The organism is Hyphomicrobium sulfonivorans, from assembly GCF_013306565.1.
GTDB lineage: Bacteria > Pseudomonadota > Alphaproteobacteria > Rhizobiales > Hyphomicrobiaceae > Hyphomicrobium_A > Hyphomicrobium_A sulfonivorans.
This window is the reverse complement of the sequence record NZ_PZPO01000007.1, coordinates 58,523-84,489: the sequence shown is the minus strand read 5'-3', so window position 1 is coordinate 84,489 and position 25,967 is coordinate 58,523. Positions and strand designations below refer to the sequence as shown.

General features: G+C 61.0%; 23 protein-coding genes. 12 read left to right on the top strand and 11 right to left on the bottom strand.

Features of this window, described 5'->3' with window-relative positions:
- Positions 1–41: 41 nt before the first annotated feature.
- The 3 genes from C6Y62_RS15470 to C6Y62_RS15460 all read left to right on the top strand — a co-directional run bounded on the left by C6Y62_RS15470 (position 42) and on the right by C6Y62_RS15460 (position 3,461).
- Positions 42–1,343 (top strand): extensin-like domain-containing protein, encoded by a 1,302-nt coding sequence (locus tag C6Y62_RS15470; RefSeq protein ID WP_173954689.1) that lies wholly within the window; start codon positions 42–44, stop codon positions 1,341–1,343.
- A 127-nt stretch (positions 1,344–1,470) separates the two neighbouring features.
- The gene (hemB, locus tag C6Y62_RS15465; protein WP_173954688.1) at positions 1,471–2,565 is read left to right on the top strand and encodes a porphobilinogen synthase; all 1,095 of its coding nucleotides are present in this window, start codon (positions 1,471–1,473) and stop codon (positions 2,563–2,565) included.
- Positions 2,566–2,879: 314 nt separating this feature from the next.
- Entirely contained in the window at positions 2,880–3,461 is a 582-nt protein-coding gene (locus C6Y62_RS15460) for a DUF7676 family protein (RefSeq protein ID WP_173954687.1), read from the top strand.
- Between the two features lie 139 nt (positions 3,462–3,600).
- Here the strand turns inward: C6Y62_RS15460 and C6Y62_RS15455 are convergent, their stop codons facing one another.
- On the bottom strand, positions 3,601–4,125 hold the full coding sequence (locus C6Y62_RS15455; RefSeq protein ID WP_173954686.1) for a DUF2155 domain-containing protein: 525 nt from the start codon (positions 4,123–4,125) through the stop codon (positions 3,601–3,603).
- Between the two features lie 140 nt (positions 4,126–4,265).
- Positions 4,266–4,670, bottom strand: coding sequence for an NADH:ubiquinone oxidoreductase subunit NDUFA12 (locus C6Y62_RS15450; protein WP_068461781.1), 405 nt, complete (start codon positions 4,668–4,670; stop codon positions 4,266–4,268).
- Between the two features lie 618 nt (positions 4,671–5,288).
- On the opposite strand from C6Y62_RS15450, the gene C6Y62_RS15445 reads away from it, so the two are divergent.
- Both C6Y62_RS15445 and C6Y62_RS15440 read left to right on the top strand, forming a co-directional pair.
- Entirely contained in the window at positions 5,289–9,050 is a 3,762-nt protein-coding gene (locus C6Y62_RS15445; RefSeq protein WP_173954685.1) for a vitamin B12-dependent ribonucleotide reductase, read from the top strand.
- Between the two features lie 184 nt (positions 9,051–9,234).
- Positions 9,235–9,852 carry a hypothetical protein gene (locus tag C6Y62_RS15440; protein ID WP_210258091.1) on the top strand — a complete coding sequence of 206 codons (618 nt, stop codon included), beginning with the start codon at positions 9,235–9,237 and terminating at the stop codon, positions 9,850–9,852.
- 271 nt (positions 9,853–10,123) lie between these two features.
- Here C6Y62_RS15440 and C6Y62_RS15435 read toward each other — a convergent pair whose 3' ends face one another.
- Both C6Y62_RS15435 and C6Y62_RS15430 read right to left on the bottom strand, forming a co-directional pair.
- Positions 10,124–11,485, bottom strand: a complete 1,362-nt coding sequence (locus C6Y62_RS15435; protein WP_173954684.1) for a septal ring lytic transglycosylase RlpA family protein — start codon at positions 11,483–11,485, stop codon at positions 10,124–10,126.
- A gap of 165 nt (positions 11,486–11,650) precedes the next feature.
- Positions 11,651–12,412, bottom strand: coding sequence for a competence/damage-inducible protein A (locus C6Y62_RS15430; RefSeq protein ID WP_173954714.1), 762 nt, complete (start codon positions 12,410–12,412; stop codon positions 11,651–11,653).
- Positions 12,413–12,469: 57 nt separating this feature from the next.
- Between C6Y62_RS15430 and sfsA the strand changes: the two genes are divergently transcribed.
- Both sfsA and msrB read left to right on the top strand, forming a co-directional pair.
- A complete protein-coding gene (gene sfsA / locus C6Y62_RS15425) occupies positions 12,470–13,186 on the top strand; it encodes a DNA/RNA nuclease SfsA (protein WP_173954683.1) in 717 nt (238 codons plus the stop codon).
- 37 nt (positions 13,187–13,223) lie between these two features.
- On the top strand, positions 13,224–13,679 hold the full coding sequence (gene msrB, locus C6Y62_RS15420; RefSeq protein ID WP_420844173.1) for a peptide-methionine (R)-S-oxide reductase MsrB: 456 nt from the start codon (positions 13,224–13,226) through the stop codon (positions 13,677–13,679).
- 55 nt (positions 13,680–13,734) lie between these two features.
- Here msrB and C6Y62_RS15415 read toward each other — a convergent pair whose 3' ends face one another.
- From C6Y62_RS15415 to C6Y62_RS15400, 4 genes are all read right to left on the bottom strand, one after another.
- Entirely contained in the window at positions 13,735–14,697 is a 963-nt protein-coding gene (locus tag C6Y62_RS15415) for a catalase family peroxidase (RefSeq protein ID WP_173954681.1), read from the bottom strand.
- 157 nt (positions 14,698–14,854) lie between these two features.
- The gene (locus C6Y62_RS15410) at positions 14,855–16,303 is read right to left on the bottom strand and encodes a carotenoid oxygenase family protein (protein ID WP_173954680.1); all 1,449 of its coding nucleotides are present in this window, start codon (positions 16,301–16,303) and stop codon (positions 14,855–14,857) included.
- Positions 16,304–16,361: 58 nt separating this feature from the next.
- Positions 16,362–16,757: a fluoride efflux transporter CrcB gene (gene crcB / locus C6Y62_RS15405; protein ID WP_173954679.1), complete on the bottom strand. Its 396-nt coding sequence runs from the start codon at positions 16,755–16,757 to the stop codon at positions 16,362–16,364.
- Between the two features lie 217 nt (positions 16,758–16,974).
- Positions 16,975–19,062, bottom strand: a complete 2,088-nt coding sequence (locus C6Y62_RS15400; protein ID WP_173954678.1) for an elongation factor G — start codon at positions 19,060–19,062, stop codon at positions 16,975–16,977.
- Positions 19,063–19,450: 388 nt separating this feature from the next.
- Here C6Y62_RS15400 and C6Y62_RS15395 point away from each other — a divergent pair, with 388 nt between their 5' ends.
- A complete protein-coding gene (locus C6Y62_RS15395; RefSeq protein WP_173954677.1) occupies positions 19,451–19,675 on the top strand; it encodes a hypothetical protein in 225 nt (74 codons plus the stop codon).
- A 388-nt stretch (positions 19,676–20,063) separates the two neighbouring features.
- Here the strand turns inward: C6Y62_RS15395 and C6Y62_RS15390 are convergent, their stop codons facing one another.
- Positions 20,064–21,266, bottom strand: coding sequence for a pyridoxal phosphate-dependent aminotransferase (locus C6Y62_RS15390; RefSeq protein WP_173954676.1), 1,203 nt, complete (start codon positions 21,264–21,266; stop codon positions 20,064–20,066).
- Positions 21,267–21,642: 376 nt separating this feature from the next.
- On the opposite strand from C6Y62_RS15390, the gene C6Y62_RS15385 reads away from it, so the two are divergent.
- From C6Y62_RS15385 to C6Y62_RS15375, 3 genes are all read left to right on the top strand, one after another.
- The gene (locus C6Y62_RS15385; protein WP_173954675.1) at positions 21,643–22,071 is read left to right on the top strand and encodes a hypothetical protein; all 429 of its coding nucleotides are present in this window, start codon (positions 21,643–21,645) and stop codon (positions 22,069–22,071) included.
- Between the two features lie 122 nt (positions 22,072–22,193).
- A complete protein-coding gene (locus C6Y62_RS15380) occupies positions 22,194–22,688 on the top strand; it encodes a hypothetical protein (RefSeq protein WP_173954674.1) in 495 nt (164 codons plus the stop codon).
- A gap of 333 nt (positions 22,689–23,021) precedes the next feature.
- Positions 23,022–23,201, top strand: coding sequence for a hypothetical protein (locus C6Y62_RS15375; protein ID WP_173954673.1), 180 nt, complete (start codon positions 23,022–23,024; stop codon positions 23,199–23,201).
- Positions 23,202–23,266: 65 nt separating this feature from the next.
- Here the strand turns inward: C6Y62_RS15375 and C6Y62_RS15370 are convergent, their stop codons facing one another.
- Together C6Y62_RS15370 and C6Y62_RS15365 are read right to left on the bottom strand one after the other, a co-directional pair.
- Entirely contained in the window at positions 23,267–23,983 is a 717-nt protein-coding gene (locus tag C6Y62_RS15370; protein ID WP_173954672.1) for an SDR family oxidoreductase, read from the bottom strand.
- 50 nt (positions 23,984–24,033) lie between these two features.
- The gene (locus C6Y62_RS15365) at positions 24,034–24,396 is read right to left on the bottom strand and encodes a DMT family protein (protein WP_173954671.1); all 363 of its coding nucleotides are present in this window, start codon (positions 24,394–24,396) and stop codon (positions 24,034–24,036) included.
- 675 nt (positions 24,397–25,071) lie between these two features.
- On the opposite strand from C6Y62_RS15365, the gene C6Y62_RS15360 reads away from it, so the two are divergent.
- Positions 25,072–25,959: a polysaccharide deacetylase family protein gene (locus C6Y62_RS15360; RefSeq protein ID WP_173954670.1), complete on the top strand. Its 888-nt coding sequence runs from the start codon at positions 25,072–25,074 to the stop codon at positions 25,957–25,959.
- Positions 25,960–25,967: the final 8 nt, after the last annotated feature.

Below are 25,967 nucleotides of genomic sequence, written 5' to 3'. Positions count from 1 at the left end.
TATCCGTGCCCCGCGCACTCCAATCCGTGGAGACACGAACGATGTTGCGACTAGGCTCCGTATTTCCGTTGGCACTGGCTGCCGCACTCGCGGGCACGGCGCCTGTCTATGCGGATTCGGCTGCTTTCACTGTGCGCCATGGAGCCACCGGCGCCGGCCAGAGCCAGAAGGCCCGGGTTCTCAAGGTTGGGACCAAAAGCGCTGCCGCCCCCTCAAGCTGGAACACCAAGACCATCAAGGCACCGCCTGCTCCGGCCCGGAAGGTTGAGCACGAATTCCCCAAGCCAGGCAAAGCCGCAGCAATAAATGCCGGCGCAGCCAGCCTTGCAGCGGATGCCGCCAAGGGCGAAAAATCCGCAGACGTTGCAGCTGCCACGCCAGCTACCGACCCGGACAACTGGAGCCCGGAAGAGGTGGCTGCCGCAAAGGCCCAGTGCACCGAGGCCATGAAGCGCCTCAACGCCTCATTCACCTATCAGGAGCCCATCAAGCAGGGCGAGTGCGGCAACCCGGCCCCGATCCTCGTATCCCGCATCGGCAATGTGGCTTTCTCTCCGGCCGCCCGCATCAATTGCGGCATGCTGGTTCCGCTCAACACCTGGATTACGCGTAATCTGCAGCCGGCAGCCTCCCGTAAGTTCGGGGCCCGCATCACCTCCATTGAAGTGATGAGCGACTACTCATGCCGCACCGCGCTTGGCCGCGTCGGCAACCGGCTGAGCCAGCACGCCTACCTTGATGCACTCGACATTCGCGGCTTCACCACCGCCAAAGGCCAGCGCATCCACGTGCTGAATGCATGGGGGCCGACCAAGCGGGAGATTGCCAAGGCCGAGGAGAAGCTGGAGAAGTTGCGCCAGACGCAGCTGGCAGAGGCAGCCATCAAGGCCCAGGCTGAGCAGGCGGAGCATAACCGCGAGATCCGCAAAGCCGCCGCCACGAACGATAACGCAGAGACCGTTACCCTGCGCGCCGGCGTTTCGCTGGGATCCGGCAAGGAAATGGTAGCCGCCCTGTTGCCCGGCACTTCGCGACAGTCGCAAGCCGCCGCCTGGCTGGGAGGCCCGGACGACGACGGCCAAATGGCCTCGGAGAAAACTGCAAAGCCCCGCCAAGCGGCGCCCACCAACCTGGCGAAAGACGCTTCTGTCGCGGCCATCGCCATTGATCACCCCGTGCCCACGCCCTCGGACACGCCCGAAGCGCGCTTCCTGCGCGAAGCCCATGCCTCGGCATGCAAGATCTTCGGTACCACGCTCGGCCCCGAGGCCAACCGAGCCCACCTCAACCATTTTCACGTCGACATGGCGCAGCGCAAAAACGTCAAGCACATCTGCCGCTGATCGCCGAGGCATCCGTGACCAAGAGCAACGGTGCTTTGATCGTCGCCCCCGGTGTACGGTCTGACGCACTTGCCAAACATGGCCTGTTGCTGTGAGTTCGGGGCCACCTCTCACCGGATATGCCGCGATGACAACATCCCGCCTGCCTCTGACGCCGCCGCAAAACGATGGGCAGCCGTCCGCCCAGCGCCGCGGCGCCGCTCCGATATCCGGTGCGGGAGCCTTTCCCAGCGTGCGCTTGCGCCGCGTGCGCAGTTCATCCTGGTCTCGCCGCCTCGTTGCTGAGCATCGCCTTGGCGTTGAGGATCTGATCTGGCCGCTGTTTGTCGTCGAGGGCGAGAACAGGCGCGTTCCGGTCGCATCGATGCCGGGCGTTGAGCGGCTCTCCATCGACAACATCGTCATTGCAGCGGAACAGGCGGCAGAGCTTGGCATCCCTGCCGTCGCGCTGTTTCCGAACACGGAAGCAAAGCTGCGCTCTGAAGATGCGCGCGAAGCCTTCAATCCTGAAAATCTGGTGTGCCGCGCCACGCGGGCCATCAAAGCGGCGGGCCTGAATGTGGGCGTCATTCTCGACGTCGCACTCGATCCCTACACCAACCACGGCCATGACGGCCTAATCCGCAATGGTGAGATCGTCAACGACGACACCATCGAAGCGCTGGTGCGCCAGTCAATGGTGCAGGCAGAAGCGGGCGCCGACATTCTCGCGCCATCGGACATGATGGACGGGCGCATCGGCGCCATCCGTTCCGCGCTGGAGGACGGCGGCCATTTCAACACACTGGTGATGGCGTACGCGGCGAAATATGCCTCGGCGTTCTATGGGCCATTTCGCGATGCGGTCGGTTCGGCAGTCACGCTCGCGTCGTCGGCCGAAAAGCGCGACAAGCGCTCCTATCAGATGGACCCGGCCAACACCGATGAAGCGCTGCGCGAGGTCGCACTCGATCTTGCTGAAGGGGCCGACCTCATCATGGTGAAGCCAGGCATGCCATATCTGGATATCGTGCGCCGCGTGAGCGAGACGTTTCGCGTGCCGACATTCGCGTATCAGGTCTCGGGTGAATACGCGATGCTGCAGGCCGCGGCGCAGGCCGGTTGGCTGGATAGCGACGCGGTGATGATGGAAAGCCTGCTTGCTTTCAAGCGCGCAGGTGCATCGGGCATTCTCACTTATTTCGCACCCCGCGCCGCCGCTGCCCTGAAAAACGAAGCGTGAAGCGCGAAACCTGATTGCGCTGACACGTAGCAGACAATCCGCAGCGCGGTGTTTTGCAAATCAGCCAATTCATAGTGTTGCAGACTTTGCGTTTTCTATGCGTGCATGCACCGTACGCGGCTGCATCTGCGCGCGACGTTGGCTATAACAGCGCTAGTTGAATCTAGAGCCTTTCAGGGTTTCGTCGAAACGCGAAACGGCTCTAGATGTTTGTTTTGTCGTGCTTCTTGTCGGAAAACCGGTTCCCACTTTTCCGGAAGCACTTTAGCAGCGCGCTGATCCAGTTTTTGCCAGTGCCAGAATGGAGCCTTCCAATGGACATGCCGCAACGCTGGAACATCGATCCCGAACCGAAGGAGATCAAGGCCGGCGGATGCGGTGGCGTGGCGCTGCGGCAGGAATGGGAACTGCCGGTCACCAAGGATTTTCTGATCGCGTTCTTCACTGATGTGTTCGAAAACCACTGGCACGAATTGCGTTACGGACCGCTCGTGCCGGGTGCAGCCTATGAGATCATGTGCGCCGCCGGGCCGAGCCGCTTTTCAGTTTCCGGCGGTTACCTGACGATCTTCTTCAGCAAGGGCGGCCACTTCCATCTGTGCGTCGATGGCCCCGAAGAACCGACCGAGCATCTGGAGCCGCGCCGTCCGTCGCGCGCCATCATCTTCCGCGCTCTGACGCGCGAGCGCCATCCGGTGACGTGGGGCTTCGAGATGTGGAACGGCAAGGGCATGTCGATGATCGCGCTGTTCTTCCCCAACCCGTTCCTGACCGATGAAGACACGAACGAGCCCGAACCCAAATGGGAGCGCCTGAACACATGGCGCGCAATTTCCAAGAAGTGGCTGGGGCGAGAACCGGAAACGCTGGACGAGCAAGGCCGCGGCTTCGCGTAAAAAGGGCGAAGTCGTCACGGCCTTTTGCAGCCGAACGGGACACGGGATTAGAGCGCTACCGGCGATCACAGTGCGGGAGCAAAACGCTCAGGGTCCGAACGCTTGGGGGCCGATAGGGTTTTGAGCGGCGCTCCGGGGTTTAGCGGCGGACACGGCGGCGTGGCTGGAAGAAATCATCTTCGGCCGGGGGCATTTCCTCGCCCGCTGCAGCGGCGCCTGCTGCCGCATCACCCGAATTGCCACGCTGCGCAAACGACCCGCGTGGCTTCTGGCATTCAGCCAGCCAGACGTCGAACACCGGATGCTCAACCGCATTGAGGCCGGGGCTTTCAGCAAACATCCAGCCGCTGAAAATGCGCTTTTCCTCGCCGTCGAGTTGTACTTCCTCAACTTCGACGAATGAAGTCGTCTTCGGCTGCTCCTCGGGCGGGCGCGAATAGCACACGCGCGGCGTCACCTTGAGGGCGCCGAACTGCACCGTGGAATTGAGCGGCACTTCGAATTTCGACGTCCGCGCCGTCACCTTGTCGAGCGCGGAGAACACCGCAACCTGATTTTCAATCCGGTCCGCGCGCGCCTCGCCCGACAGGCCAAACAGCGCCACAGCGCAAAGGGCCGTTGCGGTGAAACTGAAGCGCTGCCGAGTGCTGGCGATACTGGTCATTCCCTATCGTCGATCATATTGGCGGCTGACCGCCCCGAGTGCCTCAAATGCCTGCGCCTTGAGTGCGGCCGAAGTTTGAATAGCCCGCACCCTGTGACCCTGCCCGCACCCGATCTGACCCGATCAGCCGGCGTCAGATCTCAACCCGCATCCGGGCGCCAGGGCTTGTAATCGGCCGTGCCGGTAGGCCGCTTGGCTTCACCCAGGATCGAGCCCGGCGGCCGGTAGGCGTTGGCGGTGCCAGTCTGGTTCATCAGATGCGACCGCTGCCAAGGGCGCGGCTGGTAGTTCTGCTCCGATGGCGGCGTGTCATAAGTATAGTGAAGCCAGCCGAACCAGCCCGCCGGCACCTTCGAAGCATCAGCGAAGCCCTTATAGGTGACCCAGCGGCGTGGACGGCCCAGCGGCCCAACGCCCTTTTTCTGCTCATAGTACCGGTTGCCGAATTCGTCTGTTCCGATGTGGTGCCCCTTACGCCAGAGCGTGAGACGCGTGCCCCAGGTGTTGCCACCCCACCAGCAGAAGATCTCGCTGAAAAAGCCCATGTTCCGGACCAAGTCCCCGTGTCTTTGTTCGCGGTTGCACCATGGCCGATATCGACCGCGGCGGCAATCCAATCACGTCTTTCGGGATGCGCGGCAGATCGGCCACAGGGCACCCCGGCGGAATCACCCTAGGCTGGATGAATTGGATCCCCAATGCTGCACACCCGCCCGATGCGCCCCTTATAAGCACATCCTGACGCCGGTCTGCAGCATCTCCCACAGAAAATCCACCGGTTCTCCAGCGGTTATACCGCAGATATCTACATCTAGTAGGTTGCTGGTGCCGATGTGGCGACAACCATACTAGGGCTAGACCTACTCATCGAATCGAGCCAACTTATGGGGGTGTCGCGGCGACGTGGCGGAGCCTCCCGTATCGGGGCGCGCCATAGGGGCAGTTGCCTCTGCCGTCGGCACATTGGTTCGCGTCGGGCCTGAAGGCCCATTCCCTTTGAAAAAACAAAAGCTTAACGAGCGAGCGCACCCCTAATGCGCCCGCAAGGGATACGTCGTGCACCGAGTAACCAGCGGCGGCGCCGGGAACGGCATCGCCACCTAATTGTATCGCGCCATTTGTAGCTGCGTTGGCGCCGGCCACGGACCATTCGGGGGACACTAATGAAGATTACGCGGCGCTTCACGACAGCAGGCACCTCGCCGTACGACACCATCGAATTTCGCCGCGCGACGAGCGAAATCAAGAACCCCGACGGCTCGGTTGTCTTCCGGCTGGAAGGCTTCATGGTGCCGGCGCAGTGGAGCCAGGTCGCTGCCGACATTCTGGCGCAGAAGTATTTCCGCAAGGCCGGAGTCGCCCGCCGCCTGAAGAAGGTCGAAGAGACGCAGATTCCGTCATGGGCCTGGCGCTCGGCTCCCGATCAGGACGCGCTAGCCGAGCTTCCGAAGGAAGAGCGCTTTGGCGGCGAGGCCGATGCCCGTCAGGTGTTCGATCGCCTTGCTGGCACATGGACCTATTGGGGCCTCAAGGGTGGCTACTTCACCACCGAGGAAGACGCGCAGGCGTTCTTCGACGAGATGCGCTACATGCTCGCCATGCAGATGGCGGCGCCCAACAGCCCACAGTGGTTCAACACCGGTCTGCACTGGGCCTATGGCATCGATGGCCCCGGCCAGGGCCACATGTACGTCGACTATCAGACCGGCGAACTGACGCTCTCAGCCTCGGCCTATGAGCATCCGCAGCCGCATGCCTGCTTCATCCAGTCGGTCGAGGACGATCTCGTCAACGAGAACGGCATCATGGATCTGTGGGTGCGCGAGGCGCGCCTGTTCAAGTACGGCTCGGGCACCGGCTCCAATTTCTCCAGCCTGCGCGGCGCCAACGAAAAGCTCTCCGGCGGCGGCAAGTCGTCCGGCCTGATGAGCTTCCTCAAGATCGGCGATCGTGCTGCGGGCGCCATCAAGTCGGGCGGCACCACGCGCCGCGCCGCCAAGATGGTGGTGGTGGATGTCGACCATCCCGACATCGAGGAATACATCAACTGGAAGGTGAAGGAGGAGCAGAAGGTTGCTGCGCTCGTCACCGGTTCCAAGATCTGCCAGAAGCGCCTGCACGCGGTGATGAAGGCCTGCGTAAACTGCGACGCCGATGGCGACGCCTGCTTCGATCCAGCCAAGAACCCGGCGCTGAAGCGCGCCATCAAGGAAGCGCGTCGCGACGACGTGCCGATGAACTACGTCTACCGCGTGATCCAGTTCGCGCGGCAGGGCTACACCAACATCGACTTTGCGACCTACGATACCGACTGGGATTCAGAAGCCTATCTCACCGTCTCGGGCCAGAACTCGAACAACTCGGTGCGCGTCACCGACGAGTTCCTGCGCTGCGTCGAGGACGATGGCGAATGGAACCTGACGAGCCGCCTCAACGGTAAGCCGCACAAGACGCTGCGCGCCCGTGACCTGTGGGAGCAGATCGGCCACGCAGCCTGGGCTTCCGCCGATCCCGGCATCCAGTTCCACACCACGATCAACGACTGGCACACCTGCCCGCAGTCCGGTCCGATCCGCGCATCAAATCCGTGCTCGGAATACATGTTCCTGGACGACACGGCGTGCAACCTGGCATCGGTCAACCTGATGCTGTTCCGTCGCAAGGACGGTACGTTCGACGTCGCCGGCTTCGAGCATGCGTGCCGCCTGTGGACGATCGTGCTGGAAGTGTCGGTGCTGATGGCGCAGTTCCCGTCGCGCCAGATCGCCGAACTGTCCTATCGCTACCGTACGCTCGGCCTCGGCTTCGCCAACATCGGCGGCCTGCTGATGGCGAGTGGCATAAGCTATGACTCGGACGAAGGCCGCGCCATCTGCGGTGCCATCTCGGCTGTGATGACCGGTGTCGCCTACGCCACGTCAGCAGAAATGGCGCGCGAACTCGGGCCGTTCGCCGGCTATCACGACAACGCCGCCGACATGCTGCGCGTGATGCGCAATCATCGCCGCGCGGCCTATGGCGAAACCCAGGGCTACGAGAAACTTGCCATCGCGCCGGTGCCGCTCGATCACGATGCGTGTCCGGAAGCGGAGCTGATTAAAGCGGCCCAGCGCGCCTGGGACAGCGCTTTGTCGCTCGGTCAGCGTCACGGCTATCGCAACGCGCAGGCAACGGTTATCGCCCCCACCGGCACCATCGGTCTGGTGATGGATTGCGATACTACCGGCATCGAGCCCGACTTCGCGCTGGTGAAATTCAAGAAGCTGGCCGGCGGCGGCTACTTCAAGATCATCAACCGCGCGGTGCCCGAAGCGCTGCGCACGCTCGGCTATCGTGAAAGCGAGATCGCGGAGATCGAAGCTTACGCAGTGGGCCACGGCTCGCTGGCGCAGGCTCCGGCGATCAACCCTTCGACGCTGCGCGCCAAGGGCTTCGACGACGCCGCGCTGGCCAAGGTTGAAGGTGCACTTGAAAGCGCATTCGACATCAAGTTCGTCTTCAACAAGTGGACGCTGGGTGAAGACTTCATCGTCAGCAAGTTGAAGATCGATGCTGAACGCGTGCAGGATCCGGCATTCGATCTGCTGACCGCGCTCGGCTTCTCGAAGAAGGACATCGAGGCCGCGAACGAGCACGTCTGCGGAGCGATGACGCTTGAAGGCGCGCCGCACCTGAAGGCGGAGCACCTGCCGGTGTTCGATTGCGCCAACCCCTGCGGCCGCAAGGGCAAGCGCTATCTCTCGGTCGACAGCCACATCTACATGATGGCCGCCGCGCAGCCGTTCATCTCGGGTGCCATCTCCAAGACCATCAACATGCCGAATGAAGCGACGGTGGACGACTGCAAGGCGTCCTACATGCTGTCGTGGAAGCTGGCGCTGAAGGCCAACGCGCTCTATCGCGACTGCTCGAAGCTGTCACAGCCGCTCAACGCGCAGGTGCTGGGCGACGACGTCGACGAGCAGGACGAAGCAGCCGAGCAGATGCTGGCCGACAAGCCGCAGCTTCAGCGTGCACTTGTCGCCGCCGAAGCGCTGGCCAAGCGTGTCGCCGAGCTTGAAGCAAAGGCCAAGGAAGCTGAGCGCCGCGCGGCCATCCGCGAACGGACGAAGCTGCCCAACCGCCGCAAGAGCTACACGCAGAAGGCAACCGTTGGCGGCCACAAGGTCTACCTGCACACCGGCGAATACGAAGACGGCAAGCTGGGTGAAATCTTCATCGACATGCACAAGGAAGGCGCTGCCTTCCGGTCGCTGATGAACAACTTCGCCATCGCCATCTCGCTGGGTCTGCAATACGGCGTGCCGCTGGAAGAGTTCGTCGAGGCGTTCACGTTCACGCGCTTCGAGCCGGCGGGCCTTGTCACCGGCAACGAGACGATCAAGAACGCGACGTCGGTGCTGGACTACATCTTCCGCGAGCTGGCTGTTTCCTACCTCGGCCGTCACGATCTGGCGCACGTCGATCCGCGTGAGATCGTCGGCGAAACCGGGCTGGGGTCATCCGACGAGGAAACCGACGAGGCGCTGGCGCTCGATCTGCCGGAGCAGGTGACCAAGGTTGTTTCGAAGGGCTTCATGCGCGGCAACCTGCGGCTTGCCTCGGGCGGGCGCGCAGCCAGCGATGATGCCGGCGGTTACACCGACCTCACGGCGCGTTATCCGGCCGTCGAAACCGACACCGCAGTTTTCCCGGTGACGGATGGCGCGACGGCGCTGAAGGCCGATACATCGGTGATGTATTCGCAGACGACGCTGAAGCGCACCGAAGTTTCAGTGCGCACCCGCGACGCTGATCTGCGCGCTGAGGCACGCATCCGTGGCTATGAGGGTGAAGCCTGCCGCGAGTGCGGAAACTTCACGCTGGTGCGCAACGGCACGTGCTTGAAGTGCGACACCTGCGGCGGCACATCCGGCTGCTCGTGATCGGCATGAAATAGATAAAGGGCGCGCGAAACCATCGCGCGCCCTTTGTGTTTTACGCCTTCGCATCCGAATTCAAGTTCCGCCGCAACACGGCCGACCCTGTGGACAGATTGGGGACATACGGTGCAGCTAAGGGAGAATCACAGCACCATCCCAGCTTGGGGAATGATGTGCAGGACGTGCAATGACTGATACCAGGATCTCGCGCTACGAGGCGCCTGTCAGCGTCTATCTGCTGGCTGAGCACCTGGATGCTGCGCTGGCTGCCGGCGAAGATCTGACCAGCGTGCTTTTCATCTGGTCCGGTCCGCCGCCGCGCGAAGCAGAACGCATCGCTGAGCTGCGCGCCGGTCAGCGCGAAGCCATTGAACGCATCCGCACGTTCGAGCTGGCCTTGCTGTCACGCATCCTGAAGGGCCGCGAGTGGGCAGCCGAGGTTGCCGAAAGCGAAGAAAACTTCGCATTCATGGCCAAGCTTTACCTGTCCGGAACGGCAATCCTGCTCGACGCCGTTGCTGAATGCGCCGATGTCAGCGGCACCGATTTCGATGCCGGCGACAGCCTGATCGGCTATGTACGCAGCCGCGGCATGATCGCCCCCGATGCGCCGACGCTGTCGGATACAGCGCCGCTATGCGCCAGCGAAGATTTCCTTGTCGCCAAGCGCATTCCGCTCGGGCCGCTGCTCGATCTGGTCGCGAAGTTTCTCGACACACTCGAAGCTGAGTACGAGCTGTTCTTCCGCTTCGAGAAGCAGGGTGAAACAGCGACGTTCGATCTGCCGGCATTCCTGCTGCGCTAGAGCCTTTCAGCGTTTCGTTGGCTCGCGGAAGGACTCTAGGCGTTTGTTGGTACGCGCTCCCTGTCGGAAAATCGGTTCCAACTTTTCCGGAAGCACTCTAACCGCACTTCAGAAACGCGGAAGTTTACGCGCTCCGATGAAAATCGGAGCGTTTCCGTTTGTGAAACCGCACGCGATCACAGATGCAGCCGCCAGGCCAGGCGCGGCAACCGGCACCCCGCAAACGAGCGGAGCACTGGTAGCAGCGAAACTCCCCGTTCAACCGCCTGCGTTATAGTCGGCGCAGGTTATCGGACATGAGCTGGCCAGCGCTACGGCTCGACGTGTAACTGCGGTCCGAATAGCTGTTGCCATACGACGAGCCATAGTAGCTACCGCCACGGCTCTCGTAGTTGGCGACCTTGCTCTTCGATCCGCTGCCGCGCTTGGACTTTGCAGACTTGCGCGACTTGGTCGTCGATTTCTTCTCGACCTTCGCGTCGGACTTTTCCGCCTTGCTGCTGTCGTCCTGCTTCTTGGACGACGACGAACTCTTGCTCGCCTCAGGCTTCGGCGTGTCAGCATAGACAGCGGCTGCGATGCGCGCCTTGTCAGACTTCTTGGCAGATTTTGCAGCCGACTTTGCCTCAGCCTTGTCTGTGGTGGCCACCGACTTCACCGCTTGCGATTTGTCTGCAATCGGCGGTGTTGCGATCGACGCCGTCACGAGATCCTGCGACAGACGCACCGGGCCATCGACAACACCGTCTTCATCCCACTCAGCACGGTTGGCCTTGCCCAGGCTGTGCTCCGAACCGAGCGAGCTTGCGGCGCTGCGCACAGCACGGCTCTGGGTGCGGAAACCACCGAACGCCAGCGGCGTGTTTGGTGCTGTGTAGGCAACGGTCGTGACGCGACCGATGGCCTGCGGCGCTTCAGCAACGAGCAGACGCGCGGAACCAACCGTCTGACCTGCGAACGCATTCGCAGTCGTGACCGGCGCGAACGGCGAACCTGTCGTTGCCTTGAACGCCATCACAACAGCCATGCCGCGATGCGCATCGGTGATGCTTGCATACTGGCCAATGTCGCCGGGAACCGGATCATAGTTACGGTTCTTTTTGTAGCGCGCTTCGTGCGCTTCCGGCGCCTTGACGACTTTCATCTTGAGCTTTGCAACGCCCTGCCCGGCGAAGCCGAGTTTTTCAGCAGCGGCGCGGGAAAGATCAAGCGTGCGATTGCCCCAATAGGGCCCGGCGTTGTTCACGCGAACAACAAGCGCGCGCTTGTTGTTGGGATTCCAGACCAGCAACGTGGTGCCGTCAGGATAAACCGGGCTTGCGGTGTTATCGGGACGATCTGGATGGAAACGCTCACCCGACGATGTCAGACCGCAAGGGTTGTAGCGATCCTTCTTACAGTCGTCATAGTGAGAGGCGACAACTGATTGCTCTTTGCCGACGAGTGCTTCGGTTTCCGCGATTGTCTTCACGCGATGGCACTTGCCAACGAAGCAATAGGTCTTACCCGGCGTCTTCGCCTCGGCTGACGATATGACGGTTGCAGGAATGGCCATCGCAGTGATCGCCGGTGCGATCGAGGCGATGCACACAAGGCGAATTCGCTTCGCCCAGGTGGACGTACTCCACGCCATTGCAGAACTCCGTATCTGTTTATCCGTTCGCCGCGAGAACGGGTCGCAGAACACGTGAGTTCTACCTCCACACCCCCCGGAGCGGCACTGTCGGAACAGCAGGAAGCGGAAATACGATGGCGAATCACTAGTTAATGCGGTCAGTGCGACGCAAGGCCGCTACTCTTAAACCATTCCACGACTGTTGAGCTGCGCCATCAAACCCTGTCTGGCGCGCTCCAGCATTTCAGAATCCGTAGACCGCAGAACAAGTTGCGTGGAGATGCGTCCATCGGCAAACGATGGATAGCTGCCCATAGCAACATCGGGAAATGCTTGTTGATGCGCAGCGAACAGATCAGCAACATCACCTTCAGGTCGTGAAAGTTTGATCGTCTCCGTTAACATTTTTGCGCCCGTGCGCAGTCTCGCCGTCACGTCATCGAGCATCACCTGCATCACATCCGGCACGCCCGCGAGCACGATGACGTTGTCGATCATGAAGCCCGGAGCGACCGAAACGGGATTGGCGATAAGTTCTGCACCGTGCGGAATGCGCGCCATACGCATGCGCGCTGGCGTCGACGTAACACCGCGACGGTCGAAGTAGGCTTGCAGCAGTTCCACCGCGCGCGGGTCGTGATCGATTGGTACGCCCAGCGCCTTTGCAATTGCATCGGCTGTTATGTCGTCGTGCGTCGGACCTATGCCGCCGGTGGTGATGAGATACGTATAGCGCGCGCGCAGAGCGTTCACTGCATCGACGATATCGCGCTCATCGTCGGCTACCACACGCACTTCGCGCAGACGAATACCGATGCTGGTCATGTGGGCTGCGATGTAGTTGATATTGCGATCCGGCGTGCGGCCGGACAGAATTTCGTCGCCGATCACCAGCACCGCCGCAGTGACGGTTTCCTCGCCGCTCAAAGCTTCTCTCCGTGGCATTGCATCGGCCCGACCGGCCGCCGATAGAAGCACCATCTTAGCATTTAGGCTGCGCCCATGCGATTCACCTCTGCCCTTGTCCGCGCCCGTCTTGAGCGCCGTTACAAGCGCCTTCTGGCTGATGTTGTGTTCGATGACGGCGAGCGGGCAACCGTTGCGTGCCCCAACACCGGCTCGCTGCTCGGGTTGCAGGCGCCCGGCTCATTCGTGTGGCTGTCTCGCAGCGATGCTGCAACGCGCAAATATCCCCACACCTGGGAGATGATTGAAAACGATCTGGGCGATGGACCGACGCTGGTCGGCATCAATCCCATGCATCCCAATCGGCTCGTTGCGGAGGCGCTGGCAAATGACACCATCGAGCCCCTGAGCGGCTATGGAAAAATCCGGCCTGAAGTGAAGTACGGTGACGAAAAAAGCCGCATCGATTTTCTACTCGAGGATGACGCGAAGGGCCTGTGCTACGTTGAGGTGAAGAATGTCCACCTCATGCGAACTTCTGGGCACGCGGAGTTTCCCGACTGCACGACGGCGCGCGGCGCCAAGCATCTGCGCGAATTGTCGGCAATGGTCGCGCAAGGACACCGCGCCGTCATGCTGTATCTGATCCAGCGCGCTGACGCGCAGCGCTTTTCGATCTGCGCCGAGTTTGATCCCGCCTATGCCGAAGCATTCCGCAACGCTACGGCGGCGGGTGTGGAAGCTGTCGCCTACAACTGCAGGCTTTCGACTGAGGAAATCGTGCTGGACCGTCTCGTCCCTTTCATGGATTAAGAGATTCGGCTTCGGCCACGGCGCTACGCGAACAGAAATTCTCCAGCACGCAAACGGATGCAGCGTGACAAAATCGAAATCCAAATTCGAAATCGAGAAAACGCCGGAGGAATGGCGGCGCGAGCTTGACCCGGAGCAGTTCCGCATTCTGCGCGAACATGGCACCGAACGCGCCGGCACAAGCCCGCTCGACGCCAACTACGATGAAGGCACTTACCAGTGCGCCGGATGCGGGCATCCGCTGTTTGCGTCCGAGACGAAGTTTAATGCCGGCTGCGGCTGGCCCAGCTTTTATCGCCCGCTCGGCAACGCCGTCGGCGACAGCGTAGACCGCCGTTACTTCATGGTGCGCACCGAGATCCATTGCCGCCGCTGCGGTGGCCATCTTGGACATGTGTTCCGCGACGGTCCTGCACCTACCGGACTGCGCTTCTGCATCAACGGTGTCGCGCTGAAGTTCATCCCGGCTGGATCGACCCCCGATACGGAATAGGCATAGGCCCGGCAGCGCATACTGCCGAGCCCGCCGTTGTTTCATTCGGGATTTTCTACTGACGGCGTCCGAATGACACCGCATAGCTTTCAGTCCGCATCGGCAGAATCTTATCGTTAGGCGATGGTTCAATGCCATCAGCCACAACGTTGGGATCAAACACGCCCGCATCGCACGTTGCTGCCGGCTCAAGCCCGCTGATCGTAATCGTGCCCATCTTCACGCTCTTGCGGTCGGCGGGCCATTCCGCGGTCGGATCGTCGTCCTGATCGCCTGGCTGCCCGATAACTGCAAAGAGTTCATAGCTGGCGGCGCCCTTCGCAAGCCGCTGCTCCAGCTCCTTGCGATAGAAATCTGTGCCGCTCTTTTCCGCTGCTTCATCGTCAAGCCCGACAAAGCCGCCAACCGGCACGGCCTTCCATTTCACCGCCTGGCGCTGCCCATCACTGTTGGTGAGATAGAAGGTGTGCACGCCGAAGTAATCGGCCGTCGCGTAGCTGGCCGGCACCTGCCGCGCCATCAGATATTTCTTCTGCCCTGTCGATTCCGGATTTGCCGCGAAGTAGGCCGCAACTTTCTCTTTGTCCTTAGACGCGACAGCCGTCAGCAGCTCAAGAAACTGATCCGGATTTTTGGCCGGGAACACAGGCGCGGTGATCATCAGCAGATCGCTGACGCTGCCGTCCGGCAAATTGAAATGCAGCGCGATGGCCCGGACGTTATCTTTCTGGCCGTCCGATGCAGCAGGATTGCCGCCGCCGAGGGAATACCGGCCGATGAGCGGCACAGGCGCAGAAAACTGCGGCGCCTTGCTGAGCATTGCGGCATCGGTTGTCGGCTTGAAGTCTCCTTTGACGCAAATGCCCTTGGCGTGAGAAGCGCGCGTTTTTTCGTGCGCGCCGAATATTTTGTTCAAAACATCAACGAGTTGTTCGCCCGTAGCCGGCTCCGCTACAGCAGCATTCCCCAGCAGCGCCAGCGCCGCAACGCCCGCACCCAGCACCCGAAAAGCACTCATCGTATGGCTCCATCACTTGGCTGCACCCCAGCACAGCCTCCCCTGAATGAGAGCTCTTCGTCGCGAACATGCGGTTTGTAACACCGCACAAATCAAAGCGGTATACAAAATGCCTCTTTAAAGGCAGTATGACCCCCGGTTCATTCGCGACGCTGGCTCACATTCGAGCCATACGCCCTTCTTCAGCGCGCGGATAGTAACAACCGTGTAACCCGAACGGAATTGTGTGCGGGCATTGTGCGCGCGCTATATCGGAAAGCGATATTGAATCCATGATTTGCAAAAATGATGTTCCTCGGTGTGCATCAAGCACGACTGAAATTATGACGCCGTCGCCTTCGTCGGTGCTTCCCGGACGCGGAACAAATACCGGCTCGCCGGGGTAGCACCCGTCCACGAACCAGCGCGCCACCGCACCGGTTTCCAGATCGACGCGAACAATGCTGTCGAGAAAAAGGCCATCGGGCGTACGGCCATTGCCCCAGACATAACGGTAAGGCTTGCCCGCACAGCGGCCATAATCGATGCGGGGCAGTTCTAGCATGCCACTTGCAAGTGATGCGGCTGTGACAGTTCCATGATCCGCCAGCGGCACCGTGAATCGCGTTGGCTGGCCGGTTGCAGTCACCGGCTCGCCTGCACGCAGTCGCGAGAGATAAAGCTGATCGATGATGGCAGCGTCCGGATAGACAACCGCATCGATCTTTAGCTCACCATCGGCTTCAAACGCATTGATGTGATGGAACGCGAACGCGGCTTCAGTCGTATGCGAAACAACATGGCGTCCGCTGTCCTTCTCGAATACGTGGAAGCGCAGCCCGCGCTCCGGCAGCCAACGATAGTTGCGGATGAACGGCGACAGGTTCAGCATCATGCGCAGTGGATCGACCACCAACGGAAATTCCGTCAAGATCAGATACCGCTCGGTCATCGCGAACGAGTGCATGTAGGACGGCTTATCGACCTCCATCGTCGCCACCACGCGCTGTGCCGAACCATCATCGGGGATGGCGAACAGGCGATACTGCGATCGACGGCCAAACTCGACCACGTAGCTGTAGCGGCACTGGCGCGTTGCATCGTGATGGGGATGAGCGATCGAAATCATGCCGCCCACTTCGGCGCTCATCGGATGATGGCCAAGCACCGCCAGCGTTTCAGGATCAAACCGCACCGGCAGCAGTGTTTCGGTCAACGCCACCGGCTCGCCGCCGAAACTGTCAATGTTGACGTTGCCGTTGTCAGTGAACCGCGGCGAGAACACCGAAGCCACGCGTTGGAACAACGTGCGGCACGGGTCGGTTGCAAAGCCGCCGTCGGCCAGGCCGCCCCGATCCATTGAGCGCTGGAAAGTATCTGAGCGCAAAAAACGATTGGAATAGGCGACCTCGCCATCGGCGAAGCTGAAACGATGCAGCATCGCCAGACCATCAAACCAATGATTGACGCTTGTGCCGCCAATGTCGAATTTCGCTGGCCCTGTTCGCAGCAGAGTGCCGCGCAGCCACGGCGGGAATGCTCCCTTTACGGGCAGCCGCGGGACGTTCGTCTCGACATCGAGATCGGAAAATCCGCGAACAAATGATGTGCGATCTGAGCCAGCCATGCGGCAACCCTGACACACAAAGGCAAAGGAATGCTCAAAACCGTGCGAAACAGGCGCACTATAGCGGGTTAAGTTGCATGGCAATTGCGTAGCCGGCCCAGACAGCGAGCAGGCACAACAGCACCGAAGCGGCGATGTAGCCGCCCGCTGCCAGCCACTGGCCCTCCTGCATCAGCACCATGGTCTGCAGACTGAAAGCGGAAAACGTCGTGAAGCCGCCGCACAGCCCCACCGTAACGAAAGCGCGAAAATCCGGCTCAACGACGAAGCGCCCTTCCGGCACCGTCATCGCAACGAACAGTCCGATCACAAACGAACCGATGATGTTGATCAGCAGCGTGCCCCACGGAAACGTCTCGCCGAACAACCTCGCGCCTACGCCGGTCAGCCAGAAACGCGCCATGCCGCCCAGCGCACTGCCCAAAGCTACCCAAAAATATGCCTGCACCAACATCTCCTGTTCCATGCCATGGCGACATGGAGTTACGCGCAAATGGCAACGTGCGCGGATCGGTGTCCGAGATGCTCGCCGATGATCATCCGGTCAAGAGGGGATTGTGCGTTCTAGAGTGCTTCCGGAAAAGTGGGAACCGATTTTCCGCTCGCGTATCAGCGCCGGAGCGCAACCACCAATGCCGCGCGCTCCGACACCGTCTGTTTTGGCACCTGCCCTATGCTGCCACGCTCCGCTGATGCGCCAGCACCTGATCGGCCAGCCTGCCGGTCAACTCCGCCATGTGATCGAAACGGGCCGTGTAGGTGCCGACGCCCGACGTTGCCGAGCGCAGATCGACAATCAATCCCTCCATTTCAGACGCCGGCATCTGCGCCTGCACGACATCCCAGCCGGTCCAGCCTTCGCGACTGTCGAAACCGAGTATCTGGCCGCGCCGTTGTGAGATTATGCCATTGACGCGCGCCGTCGCCTCGTTGGGCACCGTGATGTTCACCGCCATCACCGGCTCGAGCAACACCGGCGTGCACCTTGGCAAGCCCTCGTCCATGCCCAGTCGCGCGGCCTGCCTGAAAGCCATATCGGAAGAATCAACTGAATGGTACGAGCCGTCGAGCAGCGTGACCGCGACATCGACCACCGGGAAACCCAACGGACCATGCTGCAGGTAATCCTTCACGCCGATCTCCACTGAAGGAATGAACTGGCGCGGGACGACACCGCCGGTGATCTTTTCCGTGAATGCGAAGCCAGTGCCCCGCGGCAGCGGTGATATTTCCAGCACCACATCACCGAACTGACCATGACCGCCTGACTGCTTCTTGTGCCTGCCGCGCACCTGCGTGGCGACGCGGATCGTCTCCTTGTAAGGAATTTGCCGCTGCTGACGTTCGACCGCGATGCCATACTTGCGCTGCAGCCGTTCCAGCGTCACGCGCAAGTGCATCTCACCCTGCCCCAACAGCAACATCTGATGCGTGTCACCGTTGCTCTCGACGACGAGCGACGGATCTTCTTCCTGCAGTTTTGCAAGCGCGGCGGTAAGCTTCACTTCGTCCTTGCGGTCCTTCAAACCCAAGCCGACCGCAAACACGGCTTCCGGTGCAACTGAACTGGCCACCTGCGCACCGGCAATCCTGTCAGCACCGATCGTCTGACCGGTTTGCACGCTCTCCAGGCGGCCGAACGCCACCGTATCGCCAGCTGAAGCGGCGCCGCGCTTCACTGCCTCTTCACCGCGCATCGAAAACACACCGGCGATGCGGTCGCTGCCATCAGGCCCCGTCACCACGGTGCCATCGGCAAACTCGCCCTTTAACACGCGGGCCACGGACAGCTTGCCGCCGTGCTGCGTGTGCAGCGTCTTGAAAACGTGAGCTGCGGACGTCGCGTCTCCAATTCCAAGCCGCTGCGCAGTGGTCGCAACGTCGGGCACCTCGTGGCGCAACGCTTTCAGCAACCGGAAAATGCCATGCTGATCCTTCGCCGATCCAAGGAAAACCGGACAAATTACACCGTCGCGGAATTCCTGCGTCAGATCGGTGAATACGCGATCGCGCGACGTCGGAACATCGGACAGCAACTGCTCCATCAACTCATCATCGTGATCAGCAAGCTGCTCCAGCATCTGAAAACGCGCCTGCTGTTCGCGCTCGCTCATAGTGGCCGGCAACTCCACGATCTCAGAGGGCGCATCGACCCGATAGACAAACGCGCGTTCGGAAGCCAGATCGACAAAGCCGTTCACCGCGCCGTTTTCCCAGATCGGAATCTGCCGCAACACCAACGGCCTCGTACTGGCAGGCTGCAGCATGGGAATGAGATCACGCAGCGGAACTGTCGTCTCATCGATTTTATTGAGAAACAGAAAGTGCGGAATGCCGCGATCCTCGAGCTGCTTCATGATGATCTGAAGCGCCGGAACGCGCCGTACGTCAGCCTCGCAAACGACAACGGCCGCGTCGCACACTGTCAGCGCAGCGCAGCCTTCGTGCTGAAACTCAACTGATCCGGGGCAATCGAGAAATGTGAAACTGTCACCGAGGAAAGTGGTGTCAGCGACATTCAGCGACACGCTCATTCCATGTTCGCGCGCCTCCGGACTGCCATCACCGACCGACGTCTGCGCCGTGACGCTTCCGGCGCGTGGGATGGCTCCGGTTCGCGCCAATATCGCTTCCAGAAGGGACGTCTTGCCGCTGAGGTAGGGGCCGATCAATGCGATGCAGCGGGTGCCAGCTTCACCATGCGATTTCGCATGACCGTTGGCCACACCGCCACGACTGGAAACTTCGGACTGTGCCATTCGCTTCCTCCTTCGGTTGGAGGCGCACGCAACCGCTCTCGGCCGCACGCCTCGCGCCTCTCGGAGGAGCGCGACAGAACTCGATGTTGATCCTTCGTTGTCGCCAGCGCAAGCCTTGGATAGCGGGCGCCTCGGTTTCATCCAGCGTCGAAAAACGTTGACGGATGACAGTCATGTTTTTGCAATGCAGCGCTTGCAGCGCGAAAAACTGAATGCGTTTTCATTCGCATCAGCACAACCGAAATTGCTTGCTCTGCCCGATATTTGGGCCATTATAAATATATCGGTTCGATAGTTTATTATCGAAATGAACCGGATCTGAGCGACACGCGTTAAACGTGTCGAAGCTGAAGTCGGAATGAGGCGTGCGATGGGTATGAAATCGCTGATGTCTGCAGCCCACGCGGCGGGATACGCAATGGCCGCTGAAGACATGGCAACCGATGATCTGAACCGCACACAGGCAAAGGTTGCCCGTGTACCTTCAACTGCACTTGTTGTGGTGCCAGCAACGCAGCGCAGCTTGCTGGCCAGCACCCAGCGTTCGCTGCGTCGTCTATGGCTTCGCGCTCTTACGGTCGATCTCGTTGGACACCGGGGCGCCGCCGCCTAACGTGTGCATTGCACAAACCCGGTCGTCATGACGGTGTGACGCTGGGAAGTGACGAAGGTGAAAATGGCAACGGCGCATCCGCAGGGACGCGCCGTTTTTTAATATCCGCTGTTTGAAGCGCGCCCAGTGAGTGGCAATGGGCGTGCCCGTCACAGCTTGCCGACAACCCAGCTCACTGCAAGAGCGACGAGAGCAAGCAAAAGACCGGCGCGCCAGAACCAGCAGGATGAGCACTTAGGAGCGGCCTTCGCCCCGCTGGAGCGATCGAGCCGGGGCGCGGCGGAACATTTCTTGTCCATTGCCTCGCCCCGTCCCCTTCAAACCTCGCCCAATATCCATCTGGCAGTGTGCAACCTCGGCCGCATCGCAATACGATAGAAAAGCGATCCTAGCGCAGGTTACCGCAGAAGCGCTGGATACGGCGGCAGGCTTCCTCAAGCACATCCCTGGATGTTGCATAGGAAATGCGGAACGCCGGCGAAAACGCGAATGCGGCGCCGTGCACCACAGCAACGCCTTCCTCTTCCAGCAGCGCGGTGGCGAAGTCTTCGTCGGTTTCGATCTTCTTGCCCGACGCGCTCGTCTTGCCGATCACGCCGGCGCAGCTCGGATAAACGTAGAACGCGCCTTCCGGCTTCGGACAGGTGATGCCCGACGCCTGATTGAGCATCGACACCACCAGATCGCGGCGCTCGACGAACTTGGCGTTGTTGGCGGCGATGAAGTCCTGCGGACCGTCCAGCGCTTCAACGGCGGCGGCCTGGGTGATCGAGCACGGGTTCGACGTGGACTGCGACTGCAGCTTGCGCATCGCATTGATGAGCTGCACCGGACCGCCTGCATAACCCAGACGCCAGCCGGTCATGCAATAGGCCTTCGACAGACCGTTGATGGTCAGCGTGCGGTCGAACAGTTGTGGCTCGACAGCGGCAATGGTGTGAAACTCCAGGCCGTCATAGAGCAGGTGCTCATAGATATCGTCGGTCATGATCCAGACGTGCGGATGCTTGAGCAGCACATCCGTCAGTGCCTTGATCTCATCGCGCGAGTAAGCGGCACCCGATGGATTAGAGGGCGAGTTGAAGATCAGCCACTTCGTCTTGGGAGTGATCGCAGCTTCCAGCGCAGCGGCCGCCAGGCGATAGCCGTCTTCCAGCTTCGTCTCGACGAACACCGGCTTGGCGTCGGCCAGCATGACGATGTCGGCATACGAAACCCAGCACGGCGCCGGCAGGATCACTTCATCGCCCGGATTGAGCGTCGCCATCAGCGCATTATAGATGACCTGCTTGCCGCCGGTGCCAACGGAGATCTGCTCTGGCTTGTATTCCAGGCCGTTCTCGCGCTTGAACTTGCGCACGATCGCGCCCTTCAGCGCCGGTGTGCCGTCAACGTCGGTATACTTCGTCTGCCCATCGGCCAGCGCCTTGACGGCTGCCTGCTTGATGTTCTCAGGCGTATCGAAATCCGGCTCACCCGCTGAAAGAGAGATGACGTCGCGGCCAGCGGCTTTCAGTTCCCGGGCCTTCGTCGTCACCGCAATGGTCGCCGATGGCTGGATGCGATTCAAACTGTCGGCGATGAAGCCCATGGTCGGAAGCCTTTCGGATGATCGTTTGGATGCTCGATATGTTGCAATGCGGCGCGGACACTATCCGCACGCCGCGGCGACTTCAATACATCCCCTTGGCCTATACGGGCCCGAAAGCCGCGACCAAAACGATGGGTCTTGAAGGTCGGCAGGGGGAGGAGCGGAGACCGGGACCGCCGTGGTCGGCGCGCCACACCGCACCTGCGAACGCCCGTTGAGAAGAAATACACCTCAATCGCCATAATGTGACCCCAACGCTGCCATGAACGGGGCTAGCATTGGTGGGCATTGCAGATGCAGGGTGGCTACGTGAGCCTGCAAAGGGCGGGAAGCTGAGATGTCCGGAGCTGGAACGTTCAGACTTTTGGGGCGCACCGTGGCCGACATTGGCTTCGGCCTTGTACTATTTGCCACCCTCGCCTTCGCAGTCGCCACCTACAATCACGATCGGCAACATCAATACAGCCTCTCCGGGCTGCTGGCGGCGGCGCCCAGCACGGGCGACCTCATGAAATTCTCCCTGGACGACAACTCACTGATTGCGGCCGCGGTTGTCGCGACCGCAATCCCTGTTCCTCAGCAGGCTATGTCGTCCGGACCCCGCCCGATCCCGCAGGGATTGGCCATCGGCCTTCTGGCCGGGATCGTTTCGTTAATCGTTGCCCTCAACCTGGCATTCTTCCGTCACCTGCGGCGGGCCTACGTTAACCTAGGTTCGGTAGCAGAGCCGGTTGCGGCAGTATCAAATACCCCATTTCCGGCAGGGGACTTGAAGACCGGCACTCCACCCCTAACATTTCGGTAATGGTGGGTTGGTCTACTAATCTTGCGCACGGGGCAGGAGAGGCTAATCTGTCTGCTTCGGCCTCGTACCCGAGTTAGGCGCGAAATGCAGATAAAGCTGAACACGGAACAGCGGAGCTGACCATGGGCACTGGCGCAATCCGAAAGGCGCTTCCGATCGCGGTTTTGGCTTCCGCCGCCACCGGCCTTGGTGCCGCGGCGGTGTCGATAGGCAATGGTGAAGGCGTGGTGGCCCGTGGCTTCCAGAACGCCATCGCGGATATGGATGTGCAAACGGCTTCTGCCGCACGGGTCAGCCCGGTAGTGGCGGGCACGGAAGACTTTTGGCTGTCGAATGTTGCGCATGTCAGCGCTCTCGATGCCAAGCCGGTATCGATTGGCGATCGCATCACCATCTCGGCCAACGGGCGCGACCGCGTGCTGAACGTCGTGAACGTCGACCGCGTCATAGACAACAACGTGGTGCCTGTTTCTTCGGCTGGCCGCCCCATGCCGCTTCTACTGGTGACTTGCCGGGATGAAAGCAACCCCCGTGCGCTCCCCGTCCGCTTCGTGATCGAGGCAGGCCAGGAGATGCCGGACGTGTCTTCAACGGCCAAAACCGTTCGCACGCTTTGATCGGCAGGGGTCAACCCCCGCCAATTGCAGCCCATTTTACGCCGGCCTAGAGCCGGCGTTTTGTTTTGCTGACCGCAGTTCGCACCGGCGCCTCCCCTTCGCGGAGCCAGCCGACGGTGATTGTTCTCTCGCACCGGCGAATCCGTCCCGGGAGCCGGCCGCCCGTGCCGGGGCCCGGCTTCAATCAGCCTGCCTTCCGGTCGCAAGAAACTCCGGCTTCAAAGCATATTCGACCGATTTAGGGTTCCGGCCGATCAAATCCGTGCCATGACCGGAGTTTATAGCGTGGGCTAAACCGCGCAAATCGCGATCCAAGGGGAGGACACCAGACCCATGCGCCTCAATCCGCCAACCATCACCATCTTCCTTATTTCGCTCACCCTCGCCCTGCTGGCTCTGGTGACGAAACTGGGCTTTATCGGCGTGCCGCGTTACCTGCCGCATCAGGAGTTCTGGCTCGCGATCAGCGCCTACATCATGCTGATGATCGGCAACCTAGTTCGCGGCGTGTAAGCAAAGCGGCTGCCGCCCCCCAGCGCTCGATCTGTGCCCCACACCAACGCTGATCACCTTGAAATTTACCAGGGTATCGGCGTCTTATCGCGGAAGAAACCGCCGGTCGGTCCGGTATCGGGCAGCGTGGCCAGCCAGATCGCCGTTTCCGCGCCCTGCTCCACCGAGCGTGTCGCGTCCGGTCCGCCCATATCGGTACGCACCCAGCCCGGGCACATGGCATTGACCTTGATCGGCGATGGCCCCAGCTCCGCAGCCGTCACTTTCGTCAGCGCGTTCAGCGCCGCCTTCGACATCCGATAGGACGGAAACCCGGCCGCCATTTCAGCGAGCTGGCCCGCGCCGGAGGAAATATTGACGATCCGGCCATAGCCACCCTGGCGCATGATCGGCACCACGGCTTTGGTCAGGCGCAACGGCCCCAGCGTGTTGGCATTGAACACTTCCAGCGCGAGTTCCGGCGCAACATCGAGAACGCTCGCCTGCTCAGCCGTCATCCCTTCCCGCTGGATCGCAGCATTGTTCACCAGCACATCGATGCGCCCGAAAAGGTTCATCACGTCGGCCACAGCGTTCGCGACGCTGGCATCATCGGTCACGTCCAGGGCAACCACCGGCGGCTCAAGCCCTTCCGATGCCAGCTTCGACGCCGCCTGCCTGCCCTTTTCAACGTCGCGCGAACAGAGCACCGCCAGCATACCGCCGCGCGACAGCTGCTTTACGATTTCCAGCCCGATCCCACGGTTGGCACCCGTGACCATTGCAATGCGTGTCTCAGCCATTTCCCCTCGCGCCGCGGAGCGGTCTTTGTTTCCGTGCGACCTTAACTGCTTCAGGGGCGCCCAGAGAAGATAAAGAATGCACCAACCGCTATAAACCCGAACCCAATGATCTGATGCACGCCAAACGGTTGCTTGAGATAGAGCACCGAGAACACTGCAAAGACGATCAGGGTAATCACTTCCTGGATCGTCTTGAGCTGAGCGGCGGAATAGACATCGCTGCCGTAGCGGTTCGCCGGGATGACCAGACAGTACTCAAAGAACGCGATCATCCACGACACAAGAATGACCAGCAGGATTGGCTGCTCCTTGAACCGAAGGTGGCCATACCAGGCGAACGTCATGAAGACGTTGGAGAAAACCAGAAGTACGATTGGCAGGATGTAGGGCATGGAAAAGGATGGGAGTGGCATGCTGCGCGGGCTCCAAAGGTGAACGCCCGACTTAGCCCTATGGCCGATCGGCAGACAAGCTCAGACCTGGCATCGCCAACCGCGGTCGACGTAAAGACCGGGAAAAGCGGCGGCACGCTTATCACTCGGCAGGCATTAGAACCCTGCGGTGATACGTTGATCCATTCAACCTACCCGGCGGTAAAGCCAGGCAATGCCCGCGATATTGCTGAAATAACGCTCGATATTCTCGACCCGGATCAAACCCCGGTTTCATGTTTCAATGCGTCAATGCAGGAGCGCAGACAGCCACACGATCTTCGGCTCGATACGCATGAGAGCTTGTCGTGTGCGGATCCGCCGAAGCCTGCAGCGGCGTCCTGCGCGACATCCCCGGCCAGCCACCGCCGGGCGCAAAGAGAGGTTGCCACGCCCCCCGGTGCCTCTCTTTGCTTCTCTCAGCTCGGTCTGGAACGCGTTTTCACGGTGAGGCGCCGGATCGCGGGCGTCACCGATGCAGCACAGGCCGGGCACGATTGCGCTGCAGGCGGCTATCGAAGCCGGAAACGGTATGCCATTCAGGCCGAAGCGCACTATCCTTTACGCCGGGTTAAACGCATCGATGCAATGCTCCGCCGCCGTGGTCGGAGCGACCAAGCCTGTTTCGCGTGGGGCAACTGGTTGGGGAGAACGGAAATGAAGAAGCTGCTTCTGGTTGCCGCGCTGATGCTGCCGGCGCTTGTTGCCCGCGCAGAAACCGAAGCAGCGCGGATCGCCGCCGCATCGGAAGAAGTGATCGCCACAGCGACCGATAACGCTGTCACCGACCAATCGATCAATTGCAGCGACGGGCTCGGCGTCACCCGTGTTGCAGAGGTCGATACTGCTGGCGGCGGCGAATATGGCGAGCAGTATCGCCCGACACCGCTGTTGCAGGACAAGGAAGTCGTTCTGACCTTCGACGACGGACCGCACCCGGTCCACACCCGCGAAATTCTCGACGCGCTAGCCGCTGAATGCACCAAGGCCACATTCTTTTATGTCGGCCGGATGCTGAAGAACTTCCCCGAGATCGCCAAGCAGGTGCAGGCTGAAGGGCATACGGTTGGCACGCACACCTATTCCCACCGCAACCTTGGCGCCACATCTCTGGGCAGCGCCGAGCAGCAGATCGAAAGTACCTTCAATATTGCGGACGAAGTGCTGCCCGATGGCGTCGCGCCGTTCTTCCGCTTCCCATATCTCAGCGATCCAAAGCGCGTGCGGGATTATCTGGCCAAGCGCAATATCGCCGTGTTCGGTATTGACGTCGATTCATGGGACTGGCGCGTTCGCTCGCCCGAGATGGTGATCCGCAACGTGCTGACCGGCCTCGACCGCAAGGGCAAGGGCATCATCCTGTTCCACGACATCCAGGCTCGCACGGCGGCAGCGATGCCGACCCTGCTCGCGGAGCTGAAAAAGCGCGGGTATAAGGTCGTGCATATCGTGCCGAAGTCGAAGCTTGAGGCTGTCGCCGCTGTCGAGCCTGCTTCGCCGACTCCGCGCAAACGTGCACGCCAGCGTAAAACCGCGAACCATTAACCCGTCGC

What these genes read in the sequence shown, in the direction of transcription:
- C6Y62_RS15380 (WP_173954674.1), top strand. Translation starts at nt 22,194, where the DNA reads ATGGGCACTGGCGCAATCCGAAAGGCGCTTCCGATCGCGGTTTTGGCT.
- C6Y62_RS15415 (WP_173954681.1), bottom strand. Translation starts at nt 14,697, where the DNA reads ATGAGTGCTTTTCGGGTGCTGGGTGCGGGCGTTGCGGCGCTGGCGCTG.
- C6Y62_RS15375 (WP_173954673.1), top strand. Translation starts at nt 23,022, where the DNA reads ATGCGCCTCAATCCGCCAACCATCACCATCTTCCTTATTTCGCTCACC.
- C6Y62_RS15455 (WP_173954686.1), bottom strand. Translation starts at nt 4,125, where the DNA reads ATGACCAGTATCGCCAGCACTCGGCAGCGCTTCAGTTTCACCGCAACG.
- C6Y62_RS15450 (WP_068461781.1), bottom strand. Translation starts at nt 4,670, where the DNA reads ATGGGCTTTTTCAGCGAGATCTTCTGCTGGTGGGGTGGCAACACCTGG.
- C6Y62_RS15370 (WP_173954672.1), bottom strand. Translation starts at nt 23,983, where the DNA reads ATGGCTGAGACACGCATTGCAATGGTCACGGGTGCCAACCGTGGGATC.
- C6Y62_RS15445 (WP_173954685.1), top strand. Translation starts at nt 5,289, where the DNA reads ATGAAGATTACGCGGCGCTTCACGACAGCAGGCACCTCGCCGTACGAC.
- C6Y62_RS15440 (WP_210258091.1), top strand. Translation starts at nt 9,235, where the DNA reads ATGACTGATACCAGGATCTCGCGCTACGAGGCGCCTGTCAGCGTCTAT.
- C6Y62_RS15360 (WP_173954670.1), top strand. Translation starts at nt 25,072, where the DNA reads ATGAAGAAGCTGCTTCTGGTTGCCGCGCTGATGCTGCCGGCGCTTGTT.
- C6Y62_RS15470 (WP_173954689.1), top strand. Translation starts at nt 42, where the DNA reads ATGTTGCGACTAGGCTCCGTATTTCCGTTGGCACTGGCTGCCGCACTC.
- C6Y62_RS15390 (WP_173954676.1), bottom strand. Translation starts at nt 21,266, where the DNA reads ATGGGCTTCATCGCCGACAGTTTGAATCGCATCCAGCCATCGGCGACC.
- C6Y62_RS15395 (WP_173954677.1), top strand. Translation starts at nt 19,451, where the DNA reads ATGTCTGCAGCCCACGCGGCGGGATACGCAATGGCCGCTGAAGACATG.
- crcB (WP_173954679.1), bottom strand. Translation starts at nt 16,757, where the DNA reads ATGTTGGTGCAGGCATATTTTTGGGTAGCTTTGGGCAGTGCGCTGGGC.
- C6Y62_RS15430 (WP_173954714.1), bottom strand. Translation starts at nt 12,412, where the DNA reads ATGCCACGGAGAGAAGCTTTGAGCGGCGAGGAAACCGTCACTGCGGCG.
- C6Y62_RS15460 (WP_173954687.1), top strand. Translation starts at nt 2,880, where the DNA reads ATGGACATGCCGCAACGCTGGAACATCGATCCCGAACCGAAGGAGATC.
- C6Y62_RS15365 (WP_173954671.1), bottom strand. Translation starts at nt 24,396, where the DNA reads ATGCCACTCCCATCCTTTTCCATGCCCTACATCCTGCCAATCGTACTT.
- hemB (WP_173954688.1), top strand. Translation starts at nt 1,471, where the DNA reads ATGACAACATCCCGCCTGCCTCTGACGCCGCCGCAAAACGATGGGCAG.
- C6Y62_RS15435 (WP_173954684.1), bottom strand. Translation starts at nt 11,485, where the DNA reads ATGGCGTGGAGTACGTCCACCTGGGCGAAGCGAATTCGCCTTGTGTGC.
- C6Y62_RS15400 (WP_173954678.1), bottom strand. Translation starts at nt 19,062, where the DNA reads ATGGCACAGTCCGAAGTTTCCAGTCGTGGCGGTGTGGCCAACGGTCAT.
- sfsA (WP_173954683.1), top strand. Translation starts at nt 12,470, where the DNA reads ATGCGATTCACCTCTGCCCTTGTCCGCGCCCGTCTTGAGCGCCGTTAC.
- C6Y62_RS15410 (WP_173954680.1), bottom strand. Translation starts at nt 16,303, where the DNA reads ATGGCTGGCTCAGATCGCACATCATTTGTTCGCGGATTTTCCGATCTC.